At 42.6% G+C, this 16,453-nt stretch carries 14 protein-coding genes and 3 pseudogenes; 14 read left to right on the top strand and 3 right to left on the bottom strand.

What is annotated here, in order from left to right:
- The first annotated feature begins 113 nt into the window (after positions 1 to 113).
- From V7K48_RS08355 to V7K48_RS08365, 3 genes are all read left to right on the top strand, one after another.
- On the top strand, positions 114 to 368 hold the full coding sequence (locus V7K48_RS08355; protein WP_335071326.1) for a FitA-like ribbon-helix-helix domain-containing protein: 255 nt from the start codon (positions 114 to 116) through the stop codon (positions 366 to 368).
- On the top strand, positions 365 to 784 hold the full coding sequence (locus tag V7K48_RS08360; RefSeq protein WP_335071329.1) for a type II toxin-antitoxin system VapC family toxin: 420 nt from the start codon (positions 365 to 367) through the stop codon (positions 782 to 784). Before V7K48_RS08355 ends, V7K48_RS08360 begins: the two co-directional genes overlap by 4 nt.
- Before the next feature lie 84 nt (positions 785 to 868).
- A complete protein-coding gene (locus V7K48_RS08365; protein ID WP_335071331.1) occupies positions 869 to 1,591 on the top strand; it encodes a Uma2 family endonuclease in 723 nt (240 codons plus the stop codon).
- 17 nt (positions 1,592 to 1,608) lie between these two features.
- Here the strand turns inward: V7K48_RS08365 and V7K48_RS08370 are convergent, their stop codons facing one another.
- From V7K48_RS08370 to V7K48_RS08380, 3 genes are all read right to left on the bottom strand, one after another.
- The gene (locus tag V7K48_RS08370) at positions 1,609 to 2,739 is read right to left on the bottom strand and encodes a CO2 hydration protein (protein ID WP_335071333.1); all 1,131 of its coding nucleotides are present in this window, start codon (positions 2,737 to 2,739) and stop codon (positions 1,609 to 1,611) included.
- A gap of 139 nt (positions 2,740 to 2,878) precedes the next feature.
- The gene (locus V7K48_RS08375; RefSeq protein WP_335071335.1) at positions 2,879 to 4,384 is read right to left on the bottom strand and encodes an NADH-quinone oxidoreductase subunit M; all 1,506 of its coding nucleotides are present in this window, start codon (positions 4,382 to 4,384) and stop codon (positions 2,879 to 2,881) included.
- A 359-nt stretch (positions 4,385 to 4,743) separates the two neighbouring features.
- A complete protein-coding gene (locus tag V7K48_RS08380) occupies positions 4,744 to 6,600 on the bottom strand; it encodes an NAD(P)H-quinone oxidoreductase subunit F (RefSeq protein WP_335071337.1) in 1,857 nt (618 codons plus the stop codon).
- Positions 6,601 to 7,256: 656 nt separating this feature from the next.
- Here V7K48_RS08380 and V7K48_RS08385 point away from each other — a divergent pair.
- The 11 genes and pseudogenes from V7K48_RS08385 to V7K48_RS08430 form a co-directional block, all read left to right on the top strand.
- Positions 7,257 to 7,565, top strand: coding sequence for a carbon dioxide-concentrating mechanism protein CcmK (locus V7K48_RS08385; RefSeq protein ID WP_015209255.1), 309 nt, complete (start codon positions 7,257 to 7,259; stop codon positions 7,563 to 7,565).
- Positions 7,566 to 7,655: 90 nt separating this feature from the next.
- Positions 7,656 to 8,000, top strand: a complete 345-nt coding sequence (locus V7K48_RS08390) for a carbon dioxide-concentrating mechanism protein CcmK (protein ID WP_010995041.1) — start codon at positions 7,656 to 7,658, stop codon at positions 7,998 to 8,000.
- 6 nt (positions 8,001 to 8,006) lie between these two features.
- Positions 8,007 to 8,309, top strand: coding sequence for a EutN/CcmL family microcompartment protein (locus V7K48_RS08395; protein WP_335071340.1), 303 nt, complete (start codon positions 8,007 to 8,009; stop codon positions 8,307 to 8,309).
- A gap of 199 nt (positions 8,310 to 8,508) precedes the next feature.
- Positions 8,509 to 10,149: pseudogene (locus V7K48_RS08400) on the top strand (ribulose bisphosphate carboxylase small subunit); the annotation flags it as partial.
- Positions 10,150 to 10,254: 105 nt separating this feature from the next.
- Positions 10,255 to 10,500 (top strand): annotated as a pseudogene (locus V7K48_RS34940) (ribulose bisphosphate carboxylase small subunit); the annotation flags it as partial.
- A gap of 282 nt (positions 10,501 to 10,782) precedes the next feature.
- Positions 10,783 to 11,556, top strand: coding sequence for a transferase (locus tag V7K48_RS08405; RefSeq protein ID WP_335071344.1), 774 nt, complete (start codon positions 10,783 to 10,785; stop codon positions 11,554 to 11,556).
- Positions 11,557 to 11,612: 56 nt separating this feature from the next.
- Entirely contained in the window at positions 11,613 to 12,401 is a 789-nt protein-coding gene (locus tag V7K48_RS08410; RefSeq protein WP_335071346.1) for a BMC domain-containing protein, read from the top strand.
- 246 nt (positions 12,402 to 12,647) lie between these two features.
- Positions 12,648 to 13,589 (top strand): LysR family transcriptional regulator, encoded by a 942-nt coding sequence (locus tag V7K48_RS08415; protein WP_335071348.1) that lies wholly within the window; start codon positions 12,648 to 12,650, stop codon positions 13,587 to 13,589.
- 270 nt (positions 13,590 to 13,859) lie between these two features.
- Positions 13,860 to 15,488, top strand: coding sequence for a mucoidy inhibitor MuiA family protein (locus V7K48_RS08420; protein WP_335071350.1), 1,629 nt, complete (start codon positions 13,860 to 13,862; stop codon positions 15,486 to 15,488).
- 100 nt (positions 15,489 to 15,588) lie between these two features.
- Positions 15,589 to 15,867 (top strand): hypothetical protein, encoded by a 279-nt coding sequence (locus V7K48_RS08425; RefSeq protein WP_335071352.1) that lies wholly within the window; start codon positions 15,589 to 15,591, stop codon positions 15,865 to 15,867.
- Positions 15,868 to 16,049: 182 nt separating this feature from the next.
- A pseudogene (locus V7K48_RS08430) lies at positions 16,050 to 16,367 on the top strand (Uma2 family endonuclease); the annotation flags it as partial.
- Positions 16,368 to 16,453: the final 86 nt, after the last annotated feature.

Here is a 16,453-nt window from a genome sequence, read left to right on the forward strand (position 1 = left end):
AGCCTAGCTTTACATCAACAGCGCTATGTCTCAGGATAAGACTCTTTGCGTTTATACTTGCTAAACTAATTTCAAATCTCGAATAAAAGCAGCGAAAAAACAACCATAGAATTATGGCTCAAATCCTAGTTGAAAATTTAGATCCCATTATTCTAGAAAAGCTAGAAACTCTTGCCAAACAACACGGTAGATCATTGCAAGAAGAACTAAAGCAGATCCTACAACAAGCGGCTGAAAAAGCGACACAGTACCACACTGGCGGCGACATGGAAAGGACTAGAGAAGCTGTAGCACGCGCTCAAGTTAGATATATAGGAAAAATTTTCAGTGATAGTACTGAACTCATCCGCGAGGACAGAGAACGGTGAGTCAGTATGTTTTAGATGCTAGCATTGCTATAAAGTGGTTCATCCCTGAAGTCTACTCTGATGCAGCTAGGCGTTTAGTAGCAAGTAATCATACTTTCTTAGTTCCAGATTTTTTCTTCCCAGAAGTGGGAAATGTCTTGTGGAAACGAGTACGTCGCGGTGAAGACACTGCTGAAAATGCAAGACAAACATTAACAGATTTAAATGCAGTTCCTGTAGAGGTGTATTTATCTCAGCCGTTAATGCCACTTGCTTTAGATATTGCCTTTCAGACAGATCGTGCAGTGTATGACAGTTTATACTTAGCCCTTGCTATTACTCAACAATGCCAAATGGTAACAGCAGACGAAAAATTTTACAACGCACTGAGAACCAGTGCTTATATCAGTAATATTTTATGGGTGGAGAATATTTAAAGAGCTTTAATGTAGACTACCACAGGCATCTCCCCTTCCACTGCTAAACTAAAAAACAACCCTTATTCCTGCAAAGGTAGTCTTATGACCTCTGCAACCGATCCATCCACCGCCCTCACACCGTTCCCAGACCATACGCAGTTACCAGAGTCTGACGGTACATTCGTGAAAAACTTTCAGGAACATCCCCAAAGCATTCTCCTAACAGACTCTATTAAACCGATATTGCAAAAACGTCATCCTGATGGGCAATACTGTATTGGTCAAGATAGCGGTATCTACTGGCGCATCACTGACCCCCCAGAAAAAGGTGCAGAAGCTCCCGACTGGTTTTATGTAGGGAATGTACCACCGACTCTGAATGGGCAAACGCGCAGGTCTTATGTACTATGGCGAGAGTTTATTGCTCCATTGATTGTATTGGAATTTGTTTCTGGCGATGGTAGTCAAGAAAGAGATAAAACTCCTTGGAAGGGGGAATTTTGGATTTATGAGCAGGTGATTCGTCCTCCCTTCTATGGCATTTATGAAGTGAATAAAGCTAGTGTGGAAGTTTATGAATTAATTGGTGGACAATATCAGTTATTAATAGCAAATGAACGTGGACATTATCCTATACATTCTTTAGGGGTTGAGTTAGATCTATGGCAGGGAGAATATCAAAATATGGAATTACCTTGGCTACGCTGGTGGGATTCGCAAGGTAATTTGTTGTTGACTGGTGAAGAAAGGGCTGAACAAGAACGTCAAAGAAATGAGCGCCTAGTTGCTCAATTGCGATCGCTGGGTATCGAACCAGAAGTATAATATTGATCAAAAATCAACTATTTATTCACATCTAGTAACCGCGAAGTTTGTAACCGACTCATCCACTTCTCTAAATAAACTTGATTACCTTTTTCCTCATTTGGATCTTTAGTATCCAAAGGATAAGGCATCAGTCCCAAAATCGTTGCTGTCGTTACGCAAAACATTGATTTTTGGAAACTCATGCAAATTTGGACTCGCAAATCATCTTCACCCCGAAGACTGTGACGATAAATTTTGTGCAAATATTCTGGAAGATAATGACGCATATCCTGCATCAACAAGGTGGGAGGAATACCAGCGCCGCCAATAGGCAAAGGATCGGCATACAATGCGCCATATTCAAATCGAGTTTGATCTGGGGGAATTTGAGCTCCTTGGGCGTTGTATGAAACTGTACCGTGGAAAGGAGTTCCCCGGAAGAATACTGCCTCTACATAAGGTATTGCTGTATCTGCTAAGAAGGTCAAACCAACGCTTTTAGGAATGATTTCATAGACTTCATCCCGAATTTTGACGGCGTAGGTAATTGGGTTTGATGCATTTGCCACTAACGCTGCTTTTATATGGTCTACAACTTGGGGAATCGATTTGATTTCGCCTTGGTCGTAGCGGTCTGATAAGCTGAGGAACATATCAGCCATTACTCGCCAGAATTGACCTAAACCAGTGTAGTAAGTAGAGACACGCAAGTGTTCTGTTAAGAAATCTGGAAACAGTTGGTTAATACCCAAAATTAAGGGATTATTTTTAAATTTTGCGGCGATAACGGCTTGCGCTCTTTCTTTAAATTCTTTTGTATCTAAATACGTATCTAGTCCGCCGCCACCGTGCCACATCATGGCTTTCATACAATACTCGGCATATTCAAAATTAATTCGGTCATGCCACCAGTGACGGAGTAATTTCTGAAAAGAAATCTTTCCATTAAAGTATTTAAAAAATGGGAAAAATACTAAAAACTGATGCTCAGCAATATAGTTAAGATTTTTTGAATAGGCATCTAAAACTACGCCATAGCTTTTAAGAATACCAACAACTTCCAATACATTCTCTGGACTATCGGGAAGTAATGCCTCTCCTTTTTGCAGACGTTCAATATACTCAGCTAAGGGATTGTGAGTAGCTTTCTTTTTAATAGTTACCATTACCATCTCTCCAAAAAGTATAGGAATTAGGGATTTGGTACTGGGGATTGGACATTGAAAAGAGGCAGAGGGGCAGGGGGCAGAGAGGAAAACTCTTTCTTCTCCGTTGCTCCCTGCTCAAGAGCTTCTTCCCCAGTCCCTAATCCTCAGACCTGATTGCTTTATCCAAAGACACTGCTGCTACTACGTTTTGGGTATTTACCATTGCTGTAATTGTTGGTTCACTCCAGCGCACTAACCAGTTAGGTTGAATGCCGAAAATCACAATCAGCACAGCTAAAATTGCAGCTGGGATGCGATCGCTCCAATACACCCGCGGCAAGTTGGTAACTTGTGCAGACAGGCGTCCAAAAAAAGCGCGGTTGAGGAGTATTAGGAAGTAAACCGCAGTTAAGCCTGTACCAATCATGCATAGCAAGGTTTGCACTGGAAAAACTGGAAAACTCCCCCGATAAACTACGAATTCGGAAATAAACCCGACCATTCCTGGTATACCAGCGCTGGCCATGACTCCCACAACAATCAAGCTACCAATTACAGGCATACCCCGTTCTGGGTTCAGCAGTCCTTGGAGGACTTCTAAATCCCGGCTTCCGGCTTTTTTATACACAACCCCTACCAGCAAAAACAGCATTGCTGAAATCAAGCCGTGGCTAATCATTTGCATGACAGCACCCAAAACGCTTAAGGGTGTAGCCGCCGCCGCTGCTAAAAGCACATAGCCCATGTGTCCAATGGAACTGTATGCTACCATTTTTTTCATATCAGTTTGGGCGATCGCGCAGGATGAACCATAGAGTACACTTACTACTGCCCAAATTGCTAACCAAGGAGCAACATAACTCCAAGCTTCTGGTAACAAGTTCATGCCAAATCGCAGTAAGCCGTAAGTTCCTAACTTCAATAGCACCCCAGCCAACAGCACTGAAATTGGTGTAGAAGCTTCAACGTGAGCATCTGGCAACCAAGTATGGAAGGGAACCAAGGGAATTTTAATCCCAAAACCTACCAAAATTCCTGCTAGCAGTAAAAGCTGTGTTGCTAAAGGTAAAGTTGTAGCGTTCAAGGTTGCTAGTGCAAAGTTAGAGGAACCACTCAACCAAACCATGCCGAGGAAACTTGCTAAAATCAAGATTCCAGAAACGGCGGTATAAATGAGAAATTTTGTTGCAGCATAACCCCGCTTGGCGCCACCCCAAATAGCTATCAACAGATACAGCGGAATCAGTTCCAATTCGTAAAATAAGAAAAATAGCAGTAAATCCTGTGCTAGAAAGGCTCCAGTCACGCCAGCGCTTAATAATAGTATTAAAGAGTAATAAAATTTAGGACGCTGTAGGGATTCATCACTGCTGTAAATGGCAATGCAAGTTAACAATCCATTTAAAATCAGCAATGGTAAAGATAAACCATCTATCCCAAGGTTATAGTTCAAGCCTAAAACATCTACCCAAGGGAAAGACTCGGCAAACTGTTGAGTAATTTCCCCTGGATGGAACTGAATTGCTAGTACGATTGTCCACAAGAAAGCGATACTGGCAAAGACCAAAGCCAGCCCACGCGCGAATTTCCCACTGATGCCAGAGGGCCAAAAACCGATTAAAGCTGCGCCGATTAACGGCACTAGAATTAAAACACTAAGCATAAAATTCAGATAAAGGGAGCAGGGGGAGCAGGGGGAGCAGGCGAGAATAGTAACTTTTAACTCCTAACTCTGTCAATTTTAGATTTTGGTCGCACCTTTGGTGCGCTGACAGCGCAACTTGGATTTTGGTGAAGCAGTGCGGTCTTCTCACATTGCCAGAGGCTAGCGCCTGCCGTAGGATGCCCGAACGCAAGAGCGTCTCCTTTAGGAGAAGGGCTGTAGGGGGTTTCCACGCCACTTGCTTTATGCCGGGGAACCCGTCCACCGCAGTGGCTCCCCATGAGTGACTGCACCAAGCCGAAGGGATTGAAGAAAAAATCTAAAATCTAAAATCCAAAATTGAATGACTTCTAACTCAGTTAAAAAGGCAATTTATCTAGTAAACCTGATGACCAGCTGATGAAAAAACCCAGGACGCTGACAACTACTAGGATGGTCAACATATAGCCCTGAGATTGCCCAGAAATACTGTACTTTAAAGTTTGTCCGCCGAGAATTGTCGCAAACCCAACCAAGTTTACTAAACCGTCAACCAAGTAGCGATCGCTCCAAGCAGAAATCTTAGATAGCAGTTCTACTGCACTTACCACAGTTACACGATAAACTCGGTCAATATAGAAATCATAACCTAACAAGTCTTGCAGAAATCTCCACGCCAAGATTCTGGATCTTGACCAAGCTTTGTGCAGATAAACTGTACACCCTAAACCTACTCCCACCACAGTAGAAGCAAATAATGCGAACGCCACATACCAATTAATACTTTGCCAATTAGGTAGTAAGTACCATTGCTGTAGCATCAGAGGTACAAGCAGAGTCAAGACTGTGAGAATAACCATTGGCAAGGCCATGTGCCAACCAACTTCTGGCGTGCGACGGGTCTTTTGTTGCGGTTTCCCCCAGAAGACTAATCTAAATACTCTGGTCAAGTTCAATGCTGTCAAGCCATTGACCAATAATAAAACCCCAATCACCCAAGGGCTAATATTCACGAAGCCGTCAGCCCATGCTAGCATTGCCCAGAAGCTTCCCAATGGTAGCAGTGTTACCATCCCCGCTGAACCGACAACAAAGGCAGTGGTGGTGGCTGGCATCCGTGACCACAGACCGCCCATTTCTGTTAAATCTTGGCTTTGAGTAGTCAAGATTACTGAACCAGAACTCATGAATAGTAGTGCTTTAGCGATCGCATGAGTTAACAGCAACATCAAGGCTACACCCCCTTGCTGCAACCCCACCGCCAAAAACACTAAGCCCATGTATGCACTGGTGGAATGAGACAGCGATCGCTTAATGTCAATTTGAGCTATGGATACTAATGTGGCCCCAATCGCTGTCACCGTGCCCATCACTACCAAGGTATTCAAGGCAACTGGCGACAGTGCTAACAATGGTTGCAGTTTATACAAAAGATAAGCACCACCAGCTACTACTAGTGAGTTTCGCATTACCGAGGCTGGATTAGGCCCTTCCATGGCCTCATCTAACCACAGGTGCAGTGGAAATTGGGCACATTTGCCAGCAGGCCCAGCAATTAACGCCAACCCCAGCAATGTTGATGTCATTGGGCTTAAATTAGCTGTTTGCGCCCACTCATATAAATCCGAAAAGTTCAAACTGCCGGCTAAGGTGGAAAGCGTCACCACAGCCATCAGCAGCAACAAGTCTCCCACCCGTTTAGTCCAAAACGCATCTCGCGCTGCTGTCACTACTAGTGGTTGAGCATACCAGAACCCCACCAACAAGTAAGTCGAAAGCGTCAGGAGTTCCAAAAGCGCATAGCTAAGAAACAAAGAATCACTGATTGCTAGAGCACTCAGCGCTGCTTCAAAAAATCCCAGCAGCGCAAAAAAACGCGCCAACGACCAGTCTTTTTCCATGTAACCCAGAGCGTAAACTTGTGCCAGTAAGCTTAACCCTGTAATTAAAACTGTTGTCCCAATGCTGATTGGTGATAGTTCCAAGTTAAAAGATAAGTCTAAACCCGCAGCTTTGAACCAAGTGACCAATAAGTTTTCTGGTTCTCTATCCCAAATATTTTTAAATACAAACAGGCTATGGGCAAAAGCCAAAACTGTCGTTAACAAGTTGATGTATGCCGCAGGTCTTGGCCCTGTTCGCCGAATTATTCCTATTCCCCACGGCAACGTCAAAATTGCACCCAATAAACTATATAAAGGCACAAACCAACTTGTTGAAAATAGAAATTGATTCATTTAAATTTCCCTTGACGACTCCGCCTTTATTTTAAAAAATTTTCAGACAATTGTTTATTTAAAAAGATTAATTTTGTAAAACATCAACGTTTTTTATTTTTTGTTTTAACTAAATTCTCAGAAATATTTTTTCTTTAGTTTACCCAATTAAATTTCGATAAAATATAACTTTACATACGCAAAAGCATTTACTTACCTTAACCTCACCGACCTTTTTATATTTGTATTTCTACTTTGATCAAACTACTTTATACGATATATTTGAGAAATTTATATATTTTTCACCTAGTCCTTGTGCGGATAACGAAATTTCACGAAAGATAGAGACAGCATGAGATACAGCCGCTGCTTGCACCTCGGCAGATGGAACTAGCCTTGGTTATGAATCTCCTTTTGTAAATGTGATAAAGAAATTATAAAGCATAAGTGGCTGCTCTCGGAATCAGTAAACTTTAATTGCTCAGAAGCACAGATAAATATTTGTTAAGTTTTTTAAAACTTTCTTATCATAAACTATTATAGTAATTTATATTGCCAGGGACGCCAAGCTTTCCTATGCTTAATTTGGAAGTGTTTTCTTAGCTTAAGATAAAGCTCTCCCCGTCAAAAATTTCAAACGACAGTACAGATTGGATTAATTTTGTAGGAGTTCTGCGGTGCCAATTGCAGTTGGAATGATTGAAACTAAAGGCTTTCCAGCAGTCGTGGAAGCTGCTGATGCGATGGTGAAAGCCGCCCGTGTCACTTTAGTAGGATATGAGAAAATTGGTAGCGCTCGCGTCACCGTGATAGTTAGGGGAGATGTATCGGAAGTCCAAGCTTCCGTAGCAGCTGGGGTTGAAGCTGCCAGAAGAGTCAATGGTGGTGAAGTGTTATCCACTCACATCATTGCTCGTCCCCACGAAAACCTAGAATACGTCTTGCCGATACGTTACACAGAAGCTGTGGAACAGTTCCGCACTTAAAAGCTGTTTAAACAAAGTAATTAACGCTCTTTGCCTAATTGAGCATCACTTTTGTCCAAGGCTAAAAACTTTAAATAGGGATTAAAACTAATGTCAATTGCAGTAGGAATGGTTGAAACGCTAGGCTTTCCAGCGGTGGTGGAAGCTGCTGATGCAATGGTGAAAGCTGCCCGCGTCACTTTAGTAGGCTATGAAAAAATCGGTAGTGGTCGGGTTACAGTGATTGTCCGGGGTGACGTGTCGGAAGTGCAAGCTTCCGTGGCCGCAGGTGTTGAATCTGTAAAGCGAGTCAACGGCGGACAAGTGTTATCCACTCACATCATTGCTCGTCCTCACGAAAACTTGGAATATGTCCTGCCAATTCGTTATACCGAAGACGTAGAGCAGTTCCGCGAAAATGTGAATGCAATTCGTCCTTTCGGTAGAAGACCGTAATTTGTAATGCAAGTTGCTAAAGTTCGCGGCACAGTAGTTAGCACCCAAAAAGACCCAAGTCTTAGAGGTGTCAAACTACTGTTGTTACAATTAGTGGATGAAGATGGAAACATCCTCCCACAATACGAGGTAGCAGCAGATAGTGTGGGAGCAGGAGTAGATGAGTGGGTACTTGTCAGTAATGGCAGTGCTGCTCGTCAAGTTATAGGGAATGAGCAACGTCCATTAGATGCAGTGGTGGTGGCGATCATAGACACCATTCACGTTGAAGACCGTCTCATTTACAGCAAAAAAGATCAATATCGATAGTCAACAGTTAGAGAAGTTATGAGTTAATAGTGAAGAGTGAGGAGTTAAGAGTGAGGAGTTAAGAGTGAAAACTCATAATTCCTAACTTAAATCGATAGTAAACAGTTAGAAAAGTGAGGAGTAAAAACTCATAACTCATAACTCCTAACTCCTAACTCATAACTCATAACTCCTAACTTAATACAGGAGGAATCTCGCGATGGCAGTCCGCAACACGGCGGCACCCCCAACCCCGTGGTCGAGGAATTTAGCTGAAGCCCAAATCCATGAAACTGCCTTTGTACATCCGTTCTCCAATGTGATTGGGGATGTACGAATAGGTGCAAATGTAATCGTTGCTCCGGGGACTACGATTAGAGCAGATGAAGGCACACCTTTTTATGTTGGTGAAAACACTAATATTCAAGATGGTGTTGTGATTCATGGGTTGGAGCAAGGTCGAGTAATTGGCGATGACCAAAATAAATACTCGGTGTGGGTTGGCGAAAATGCTTGCATTACCCATATGGCTCTAATTCATGGACCAGCTTATGTCGGGGATAATTCCTTCATTGGCTTTCGCTCTACGGTATTTAATGCCAGGGTGGGTGCAGGTTGCATCGTCATGCTGCACGCTTTAATTCAAGACGTAGAAATTCCCCCAGGTAAATATGTACCTTCGGGAGCGATAATTACTAGCCAGCAGCAAGCTGACCGCTTGCCAGATGTGCAAGATCAGGATAAGGAATTTGCTCATCATGTGGTTGGGATAAATCAGGCATTACGATCTGGTTATCTCTGTGCTGCGGATAGCAAATGTATAGCACCCATTCGGAATGAGAACGCTAAATCTTATACAGGTAATGGTATTACTGTCTTAGAGTTGGAAAGGAGTAGTGAAGTGTCGAGCAATAGCTTGGGTGCAGAAACAATAGAGCAGTTGCGCTATCTATTGGAGCAAGGGTATAAGATTGGTACGGAACATGTAGACCAAAGACGGTTCCGCACGGGTTCTTGGACTAGTTGCCAACCAATTGAACCGAGATCCATCGGTGAAGCGATCGCAGCATTAGAAAGCTGTGTAACAAACCATAGCGGCGAGTATGTCCGGCTGTTTGGCATTGATAAAGGTAGACGGCGGGTGCTAGAAACCATCATCCAACGCCCGGATGGTGATGCTAAACCAACTACCAGTTTTAAGGCTCCTGCTAGTCGTGGTAATAGCAGTTACAGCAGCAGTAATGGTAATGGTAACGGCTCTAGCACTGGCAAAGTCAATGGCGAAACTTTAGAGCAAATCCGCCAACTTTTGGCAGGTGGTTACAAAATTGGCATGGAACACGTAGATGAACGCCGCTTCCGAACTGGTTCCTGGACTAGTTGCAAGCCAATAGAAGCAACTTCCACAAATCAAGTCATCTCCGCCTTGGAAGAATGTATAGCAAGCCATCAAGGCGAGTATGTGCGTTTAATCGGCATTGATACCAAAGCGAAACGGCGGGTATTAGAAAGCATTATCCAACGTCCAAATGGTCAAGTAAGCTCCTCTGGCAGCCAGAAATCATTTACTAGTAGTGCACAATCGGCAACAGCTACCAGTAGTCACTTAAGTACTGAAGTAGTAGATCAACTTCGTCAATTACTGAGTAGTGGGTATAAAATTAGTATTGAGCATGTAGATGAGCGCCGCTTCCGGACTGGTTCCTGGACTAGTACGGGTCAAATTCAAGCCTCCTCAGAAAGAGAAGCGATCGCATCTGTAGAAGGACACCTCGGCGAATACCAAGGGGAATATGTTCGCTTAATTGGGATTGACCCCAAGGCCAAGCGCCGGGTATTAGAGACGATTATCCAACGTCCAAATGGTCAAGTAGCCTCCTCTGGCAGTCAGAAATCATATACTAGCAGTGCACCCTCTTCTGCTACAGCAAAAGAAACAGCTACCAGTACCCGCTTGAGTAGTGAAGTAGTAGACCAACTCCGGCAATTATTGGCTAGCGGCTCTAAAATTAGTATTGAACACGTAGACCAACGGCGGTTCCGGACTGGTTCCTGGACTAGTACGGGTCAAATTCAAGCCTCCTCAGAAAGAGAAGCGATCGCATCTGTAGAAAGGCAGCTGGGCGAATACCAAGGGGAATATGTCCGCTTAATTGGGATTGACCCCAAAGCCAAGCGCCGGGTATTGGAAACGATTATCCAACGCCCATAAGCAGGTAGGAGTTAGGAGTTAGGAGTCATTCAATTTTGGATTTTAGATTTTAGATTTTTTCTTCAATCCAAAATCCAAAATTCAAAATCTAAAATTGACAGAGTTAAGAGTTGAAAAAATTGTTAATTCACAACTCTAAACTTAAAATTTATAACTCCTTACTTTTAACTAACTCCTCACTTTATAACCAACTCCTAACTCCTGTACAGACGCGATTAACCGCGTTTCTACTCCTAACTCCTAACTCTCTATTTTCTTCCGGCTTCCGAGGTTAAAATTTCCATGTCTGTGCCGCCACTGCGCCTCAGCAATAACTTTGATTCTTACATTAGTGGTGAGGTGACTATTCATCCAAGCGCGGTACTTGCACCTGGGGTGATCCTCCAAGCAGCTGTAAACAGCAAGATCATCATTGGGCCAGGGGTCTGTATTGGTATGGGAGCAATTCTCCAAGTGCATGAAGGCACCCTAGAGGTAGAAACAGGGGCAAACCTGGGAGCCGGTTTTTTGATGGTTGGCAAGGGCAAAATTGGAGCAAATGCTTGCATTGGTTCAGCAACAACAGTTTTTAACTATTCAGTTGAACCTGGACAAGTAGTACCACCTGGCTCGATTTTAGGAGACACCAGTCGGCAGATTGCCCAAGCAAAGCAACTGGAACCATCTACAAATAACCCAGCTTCTACAAATGCACCACCGCACAAGGAAGAGGAAAATGGCTCAGGTGGAGTTAAGGAAAAGGTAATTTCCTCAACTAACTTCTCAGTTTCGGCTGTTGGGGATTTCAAACAAAACAAGTCGATTTCTTACTTTAAATCTCCCACCACTCCAGAAAGTCAGTCTCCTCCCGTGGAGGAACCTGCCAATGATGCTGACTCCACCTTGCAAGAAGCCGCCCAAGCGTCTACAGAACATCATTCAGACTCCAGTCAGCTAACCACAGAATCCCCTAACGGTTTCGGGACTCAAATTTATGGGCAAGGGAGCATACACAGACTGTTGACTACATTGTTTCCTCATAGACAATCCTTGAGCGACCCAAACTCTGACGATTAGTCCGAGTAAGTGTTAATTGTAAGTTGTCGGCTTTTTCCGTATCTTGGATAATTAAAATGGAAACATATAATCAACGGTCTATGAGTTCCAGCGAGGGAGCGCGTATTCAAGACACCTTCCAGGATACTGCTTTGGGTTTAGTTTCTACCCGCAGCTTTCCAGCAATAGTTGGTACAGCGGATATGATGCTGAAGTCAGCGGGAGTTCACCTAGTTGGGTATGAAAAAATTGGCGGCGGTTATTGTACTGCGATCATCCGGGGTGGAATTGCTGACGTGCGTCTGGCGGTAGAATCAGGTGTACAAACGGCTGAACAGTTTGGTCAGTTGGTTTCTAGTTTGGTGATTCCCCGACCTTATCCCAACCTAGATATAGTACTTCCGATCACAACCCGTTTCACCAAATTGATGGAAGAGGGCAATTATAGCCGTCTGAGTAACCAAGCAATTGGTTTGGTAGAAACGCGAGGATTTCCAGCGATGGTAGGAGCGTGTGATGCCATGCTCAAAGCTGCTGATGTTCATTTAGCAGCCTATGAAAAAATTGGTGCAGGTTTGTGTACAGCCATTATTCGTGGTTCTGTAGCAAATGTGGCGGTAGCAGTGGAAGCGGGAATGTTTGAGGCAGAACGCATTGGGGAATTGAATGCAGTGATGGTAATTCCCCGACCTCTAGACGAAATGGAGCAAACCTTGCCATTAGCAAGCTGCTGGATAGAAAAACACCAACCGTTAAACTTACCAGTGAATATTAAAGAACAAGTTGCCGAAATTGAGGTACTAAGATTACCAGATTTAACCAAGCTACCTACAAAAATTGCAGAAGAATTATGGAATGATGAATGATGAATGATCAATTATGAAAAATCTACATTCAGCACTCATCGTTTAGATAGAAGGCATCTTACGCTTTTGCTGTTCTGATAATAGCTTCTTCAATCCATAAAGAAAATACCGTTATCTCAATATAATTAATAGAGTTTTATCTATGAATAAAACTCGTAACTTTCTGTGAGCATCACTATATCATTTGCCAGTGTTCAGCAATACTAGTTTTATATCTATAAATCGCTATATACAGGAGAATCACCCTTGAACCAAGCGACGCTGCATCAGTTAAAAGTGTTCGAGGCGGCGGCACGTCACAGTAGCTTTACTCGTGCTGCTGAAGAATTGTTTCTCACCCAACCTACCGTTTCTATGCAGATCAAGCAACTCACAAAATCGGTAGGGTTGCCATTATTTGAGCAAGTGGGGAAGCGGTTGTATCTAACGGAAGCAGGACGGGAATTATTTGCCACTTGTCGGCAGATTTTTGACAATATAGCCCAGTATGAAATGAAGGTGGCAGATTTAAAAGGGCTAAAACAGGGACAATTACGCTTGGCAGTGATTACAACAGCAAAATACTTTATTCCACGTTTGTTAGGGCCGTTTTGCGAACTTTATCCAGGGATTGATATCTCGCTGCAAGTAACGAATCACGAACAAATTTTGGAACGGATGAGTCATAATCTGGATGACTTATATATTATGAGTCAAATTCCAGACAATATAGATGTGACTTGTGAACCATTTTTAGAAAACCCTTTAATAGTCTTTGCACCGACTAATCATCCGTTATCTAAGGAAAAAAACATTCCTATACAACGCCTGTCTAACGAACCTTTTATAATGCGCGAACCTGGTTCAGGAACTCGTCGCGCCGTCCAAAAGCTATTTGAAGAACAAGGGATAGTGGTAAAAGTCAAGCTAGAATTGGGAAGTAATGAGGCAATTAAACAAGCGATCGCAGGTGGTTTAGGAATTTCTGTTTTATCTCGTCATACCTTACTATCAGACGCCTCAGAGTTTAGTATTTTAGATGTACAACACTTCCCGATTCAGCGAAATTGGTACATGGTTTACCCATCTGGCAAACAGCTATCTATCGTTGCTCGTGCCTATTATGAATATCTACTAGCTGCGGCAAAGAATTTTGCCGAGCAAAAGGCTAATATTGCCTCTGGTACGCTTGAACCAATTCACAGGTAAAAGAAGGGATTTCCAACAAATAAATTATCCAATCTTGTCGGATGGGCATGTTGCCCGCCTTTAGCTAAGAGCAGGCAAGACGCTGACACCACAAGAAGTAGTTGGATGTTTTTTATTTGGAAGTCTCTAAGCTGATATGCAGCTTGCATTACTCAGATACAATTCAAAATTAAAAAATTAAATTTTGAATTCCCTAAAGGGGTTGACGGTTAGACCGGGAAGCATTGACAATTAACCAGCAGAGTCATTTAAAATGGGGGAAAACTGGCAGTGGTTAACCCGGAAATACAGTCTTGGCGCAAAACAGTACAAAGCGAGATTGTAGCTGTTACTGTGTATTCTGATAGAGCATTAGTTACACGGCGAGGTGTAGTTTATTTAACAGGAATTGAACAGGAATTAGTAATTACCCCAGTGCCAGTAACTCTAGAAACTGAATCTGTGAGGGTTAGGGGTATAGGAACAGTAGGGGTGCGCTTGGTGGGAGTGAGTAGCGATCGCATCTACACTACGGAACCTGTAGCGGAGCGAGTAGCACATTTGACAAGGCAAATTCAGCAACTAGAAGCAGAAAAACGCCATCTGCAAGCCCAAGTGGATGCTTTAGCATTGCAGTCTAGTTTTATCGTCGGCTTACGGGAAAAAACAGAAGAACCCTTTTCACAAAGTTTGTCTCGGAAAAATCTCAGCCTCAGTGAAACTTTGGATTTCCTCAACTTTATCGGAAGCCAATATAGTGAGTATGCGATCGCATCTGGAGAGTGCAAAACCCAACAGCAGGAATTAGACAAACAACTGCAAGCACTCCACACCTCATTGCAAAAAATTCAAACACCCTATCCTAAAGAGAGTTTTAGCTTAGTTGTGGCAGTTGAAGTTACGGGTGAAGGCGAATTTGAATTAGAGCTATCATACTTAGTGAATCGCGCTAGTTGGACTCCGCTTTATGACTTGCGCTTTAGCACTACTAGCGATATTGTGCATCTGAGCTACCTTGCAGAAATCACCCAAAGCAGTGGCGAAGATTGGATTGGTGCAAATCTCACCCTTTCTACCGCTAAACCGGGATTAGGTACACTCCCACCCAAACTTGAACCCTGGTATATTGATGCTCCACGTCCACAATTTGCACGACGACGATTTGCTGCCCAGCCACCACTGCTGCCTAGCATAGCAGATCCGCCTGCTTCTGCTGCCAGAGCAGATTGGCAAGAACAAGATGAAGTTGCAGAGGATAGTCTTATCCCAGCAGAAATCGTTACAGCAGAAATATCCAAAGAAGGGAGTGTAGTTACTTTTAAATTGAATGGTGGTGGTAACATTCCCAGTGATGGCGCACCCCATAAAACTACAATTTTCAATGATGATTATCCTTGTAGCTTCGATTATGTAGCAATGCCGCGCTTGGTAAGCTTTGCTTATCTACAAGCTAATGTGAAAAATAGTCCCAACGGTGCGACTTTGTTACCAGGTAAAGCGAATATTTTCCGCGATAACGTTTTTATTGGGACAACTCAGTTAGAGAATATTGCACCAGGGCAAGAATTCAAACTGAACTTAGGGATTGATGAAGGTTTAAAAATTGAGCGCGACTTAGTTGAACGTCTAGTAGACAAAAGATTAATTAGCAACCAGCGCCGAATTACTTATAGTTATCGGTTGATAATTACTAACTTACTCGACAAAGAAGTAAATCTGAAACTAACTGAACAATTGCCAGTTAGCCGCTACGAGCAAATTAAAGTGCGCCTCAGCCGTAGTAACCCACAAATTCAACTTGGTGAAATGGGGATTTTAGAATGGCAGTTAACTTTTCCACCACAGGAGCGACGAGAGATATATTACCAGTTTAATGTTGAACATCCGCCTGAGCTAATGGTTGTTGGGTTGGATATTTAAAGATAGATTCAACATGAGATAGGTAAATGGCAAGCTACTGCACGTCTACTTACTTTGAAAGCTATATTAGTAAGCAATTACATTTGTGCGATACCCTGGCATGAACAATAGCTATCCTATTAAAATTTTAGCAAATAATATTGCCTTATATGCTGAGTCAAAAGTTGCAACTAATCTTCAGATGATCAAGCTAGTTTTAAATAGAAATAATGAAAAAAGTAAACTACTAGCTATCCATAGATTTAATAAAATAACCTTAGCTTTATTTGAAGAACTATGCCTACCTATACCTGAAAAATTAATGCCTTCTATACATGAGGAAATACCAAGTATATTCAATCAAGATTATGGCATAATTGAGTTAAAATTGGAAATCTAAAATTGAAACTTGGTGTGTTATCATTAAATTTGTAAGATGATAAAAACATAAATAAAATAAACAATTTTAACCGTCATCATAGCTACGCCTTTTTTAGCATTTAAAGATAAGATTGCATCCTTTCAACAATAATATGTCCTAACTGCTAGGCTAAACTTATAGCACTAAGACCACTTGCTGCCATGTCTGTCACCCCAAATTTAACAACCCCAAAAGATGTTACATTTTCGCCAGGGGATTTGTATAGTGACGAACTGCCTTTGGAAACTGACTTGCATCGGTTGCAAATGACACTGCTCATCCAATGCTTGGAGTGGTTGTGGCAAAATCGCAACGACTTTTATGCATCGGGTAATCTCACCATTTATTACAGTACACGCCAGTGCAAATCAGAAAACTTCCGAGGGCCAGATTTTTTTGTAGTACTGGGGACTGAACGCAAACACCGTAAAAGCTGGGTTGTTTGGGAAGAAGATGGCAAATATCCCAATTTATCCCTCTTCTGTCACTTTCCGGGTATTCTGAATAAAAGAATGAACAGAAAAAACCCTGAAAGGTAAGTAGGGCAATGGATGTAGAGTTACAA

Source organism: Nostoc sp. (assembly GCF_036919615.1).
Classification (GTDB): domain Bacteria; phylum Cyanobacteriota; class Cyanobacteriia; order Cyanobacteriales; family Nostocaceae; genus Nostoc.

Bases quoted from the DNA above. Each gene is read 5' to 3' on its own strand.
- V7K48_RS08390 (WP_010995041.1), top strand. From the start codon at position 7,656: ATGTCAATTGCAGTAGGAATGGTTGAAACGCTAGGCTTTCCAGCGGTG.
- V7K48_RS08370 (WP_335071333.1), bottom strand. From the start codon at position 2,739: ATGGTAACTATTAAAAAGAAAGCTACTCACAATCCCTTAGCTGAGTAT.
- V7K48_RS08395 (WP_335071340.1), top strand. From the start codon at position 8,007: ATGCAAGTTGCTAAAGTTCGCGGCACAGTAGTTAGCACCCAAAAAGAC.
- V7K48_RS08405 (WP_335071344.1), top strand. From the start codon at position 10,783: ATGTCTGTGCCGCCACTGCGCCTCAGCAATAACTTTGATTCTTACATT.
- V7K48_RS08410 (WP_335071346.1), top strand. From the start codon at position 11,613: ATGGAAACATATAATCAACGGTCTATGAGTTCCAGCGAGGGAGCGCGT.
- V7K48_RS08375 (WP_335071335.1), bottom strand. From the start codon at position 4,384: ATGCTTAGTGTTTTAATTCTAGTGCCGTTAATCGGCGCAGCTTTAATC.
- V7K48_RS08355 (WP_335071326.1), top strand. From the start codon at position 114: ATGGCTCAAATCCTAGTTGAAAATTTAGATCCCATTATTCTAGAAAAG.
- V7K48_RS08380 (WP_335071337.1), bottom strand. From the start codon at position 6,600: ATGAATCAATTTCTATTTTCAACAAGTTGGTTTGTGCCTTTATATAGT.
- V7K48_RS08365 (WP_335071331.1), top strand. From the start codon at position 869: ATGACCTCTGCAACCGATCCATCCACCGCCCTCACACCGTTCCCAGAC.
- V7K48_RS08425 (WP_335071352.1), top strand. From the start codon at position 15,589: ATGAACAATAGCTATCCTATTAAAATTTTAGCAAATAATATTGCCTTA.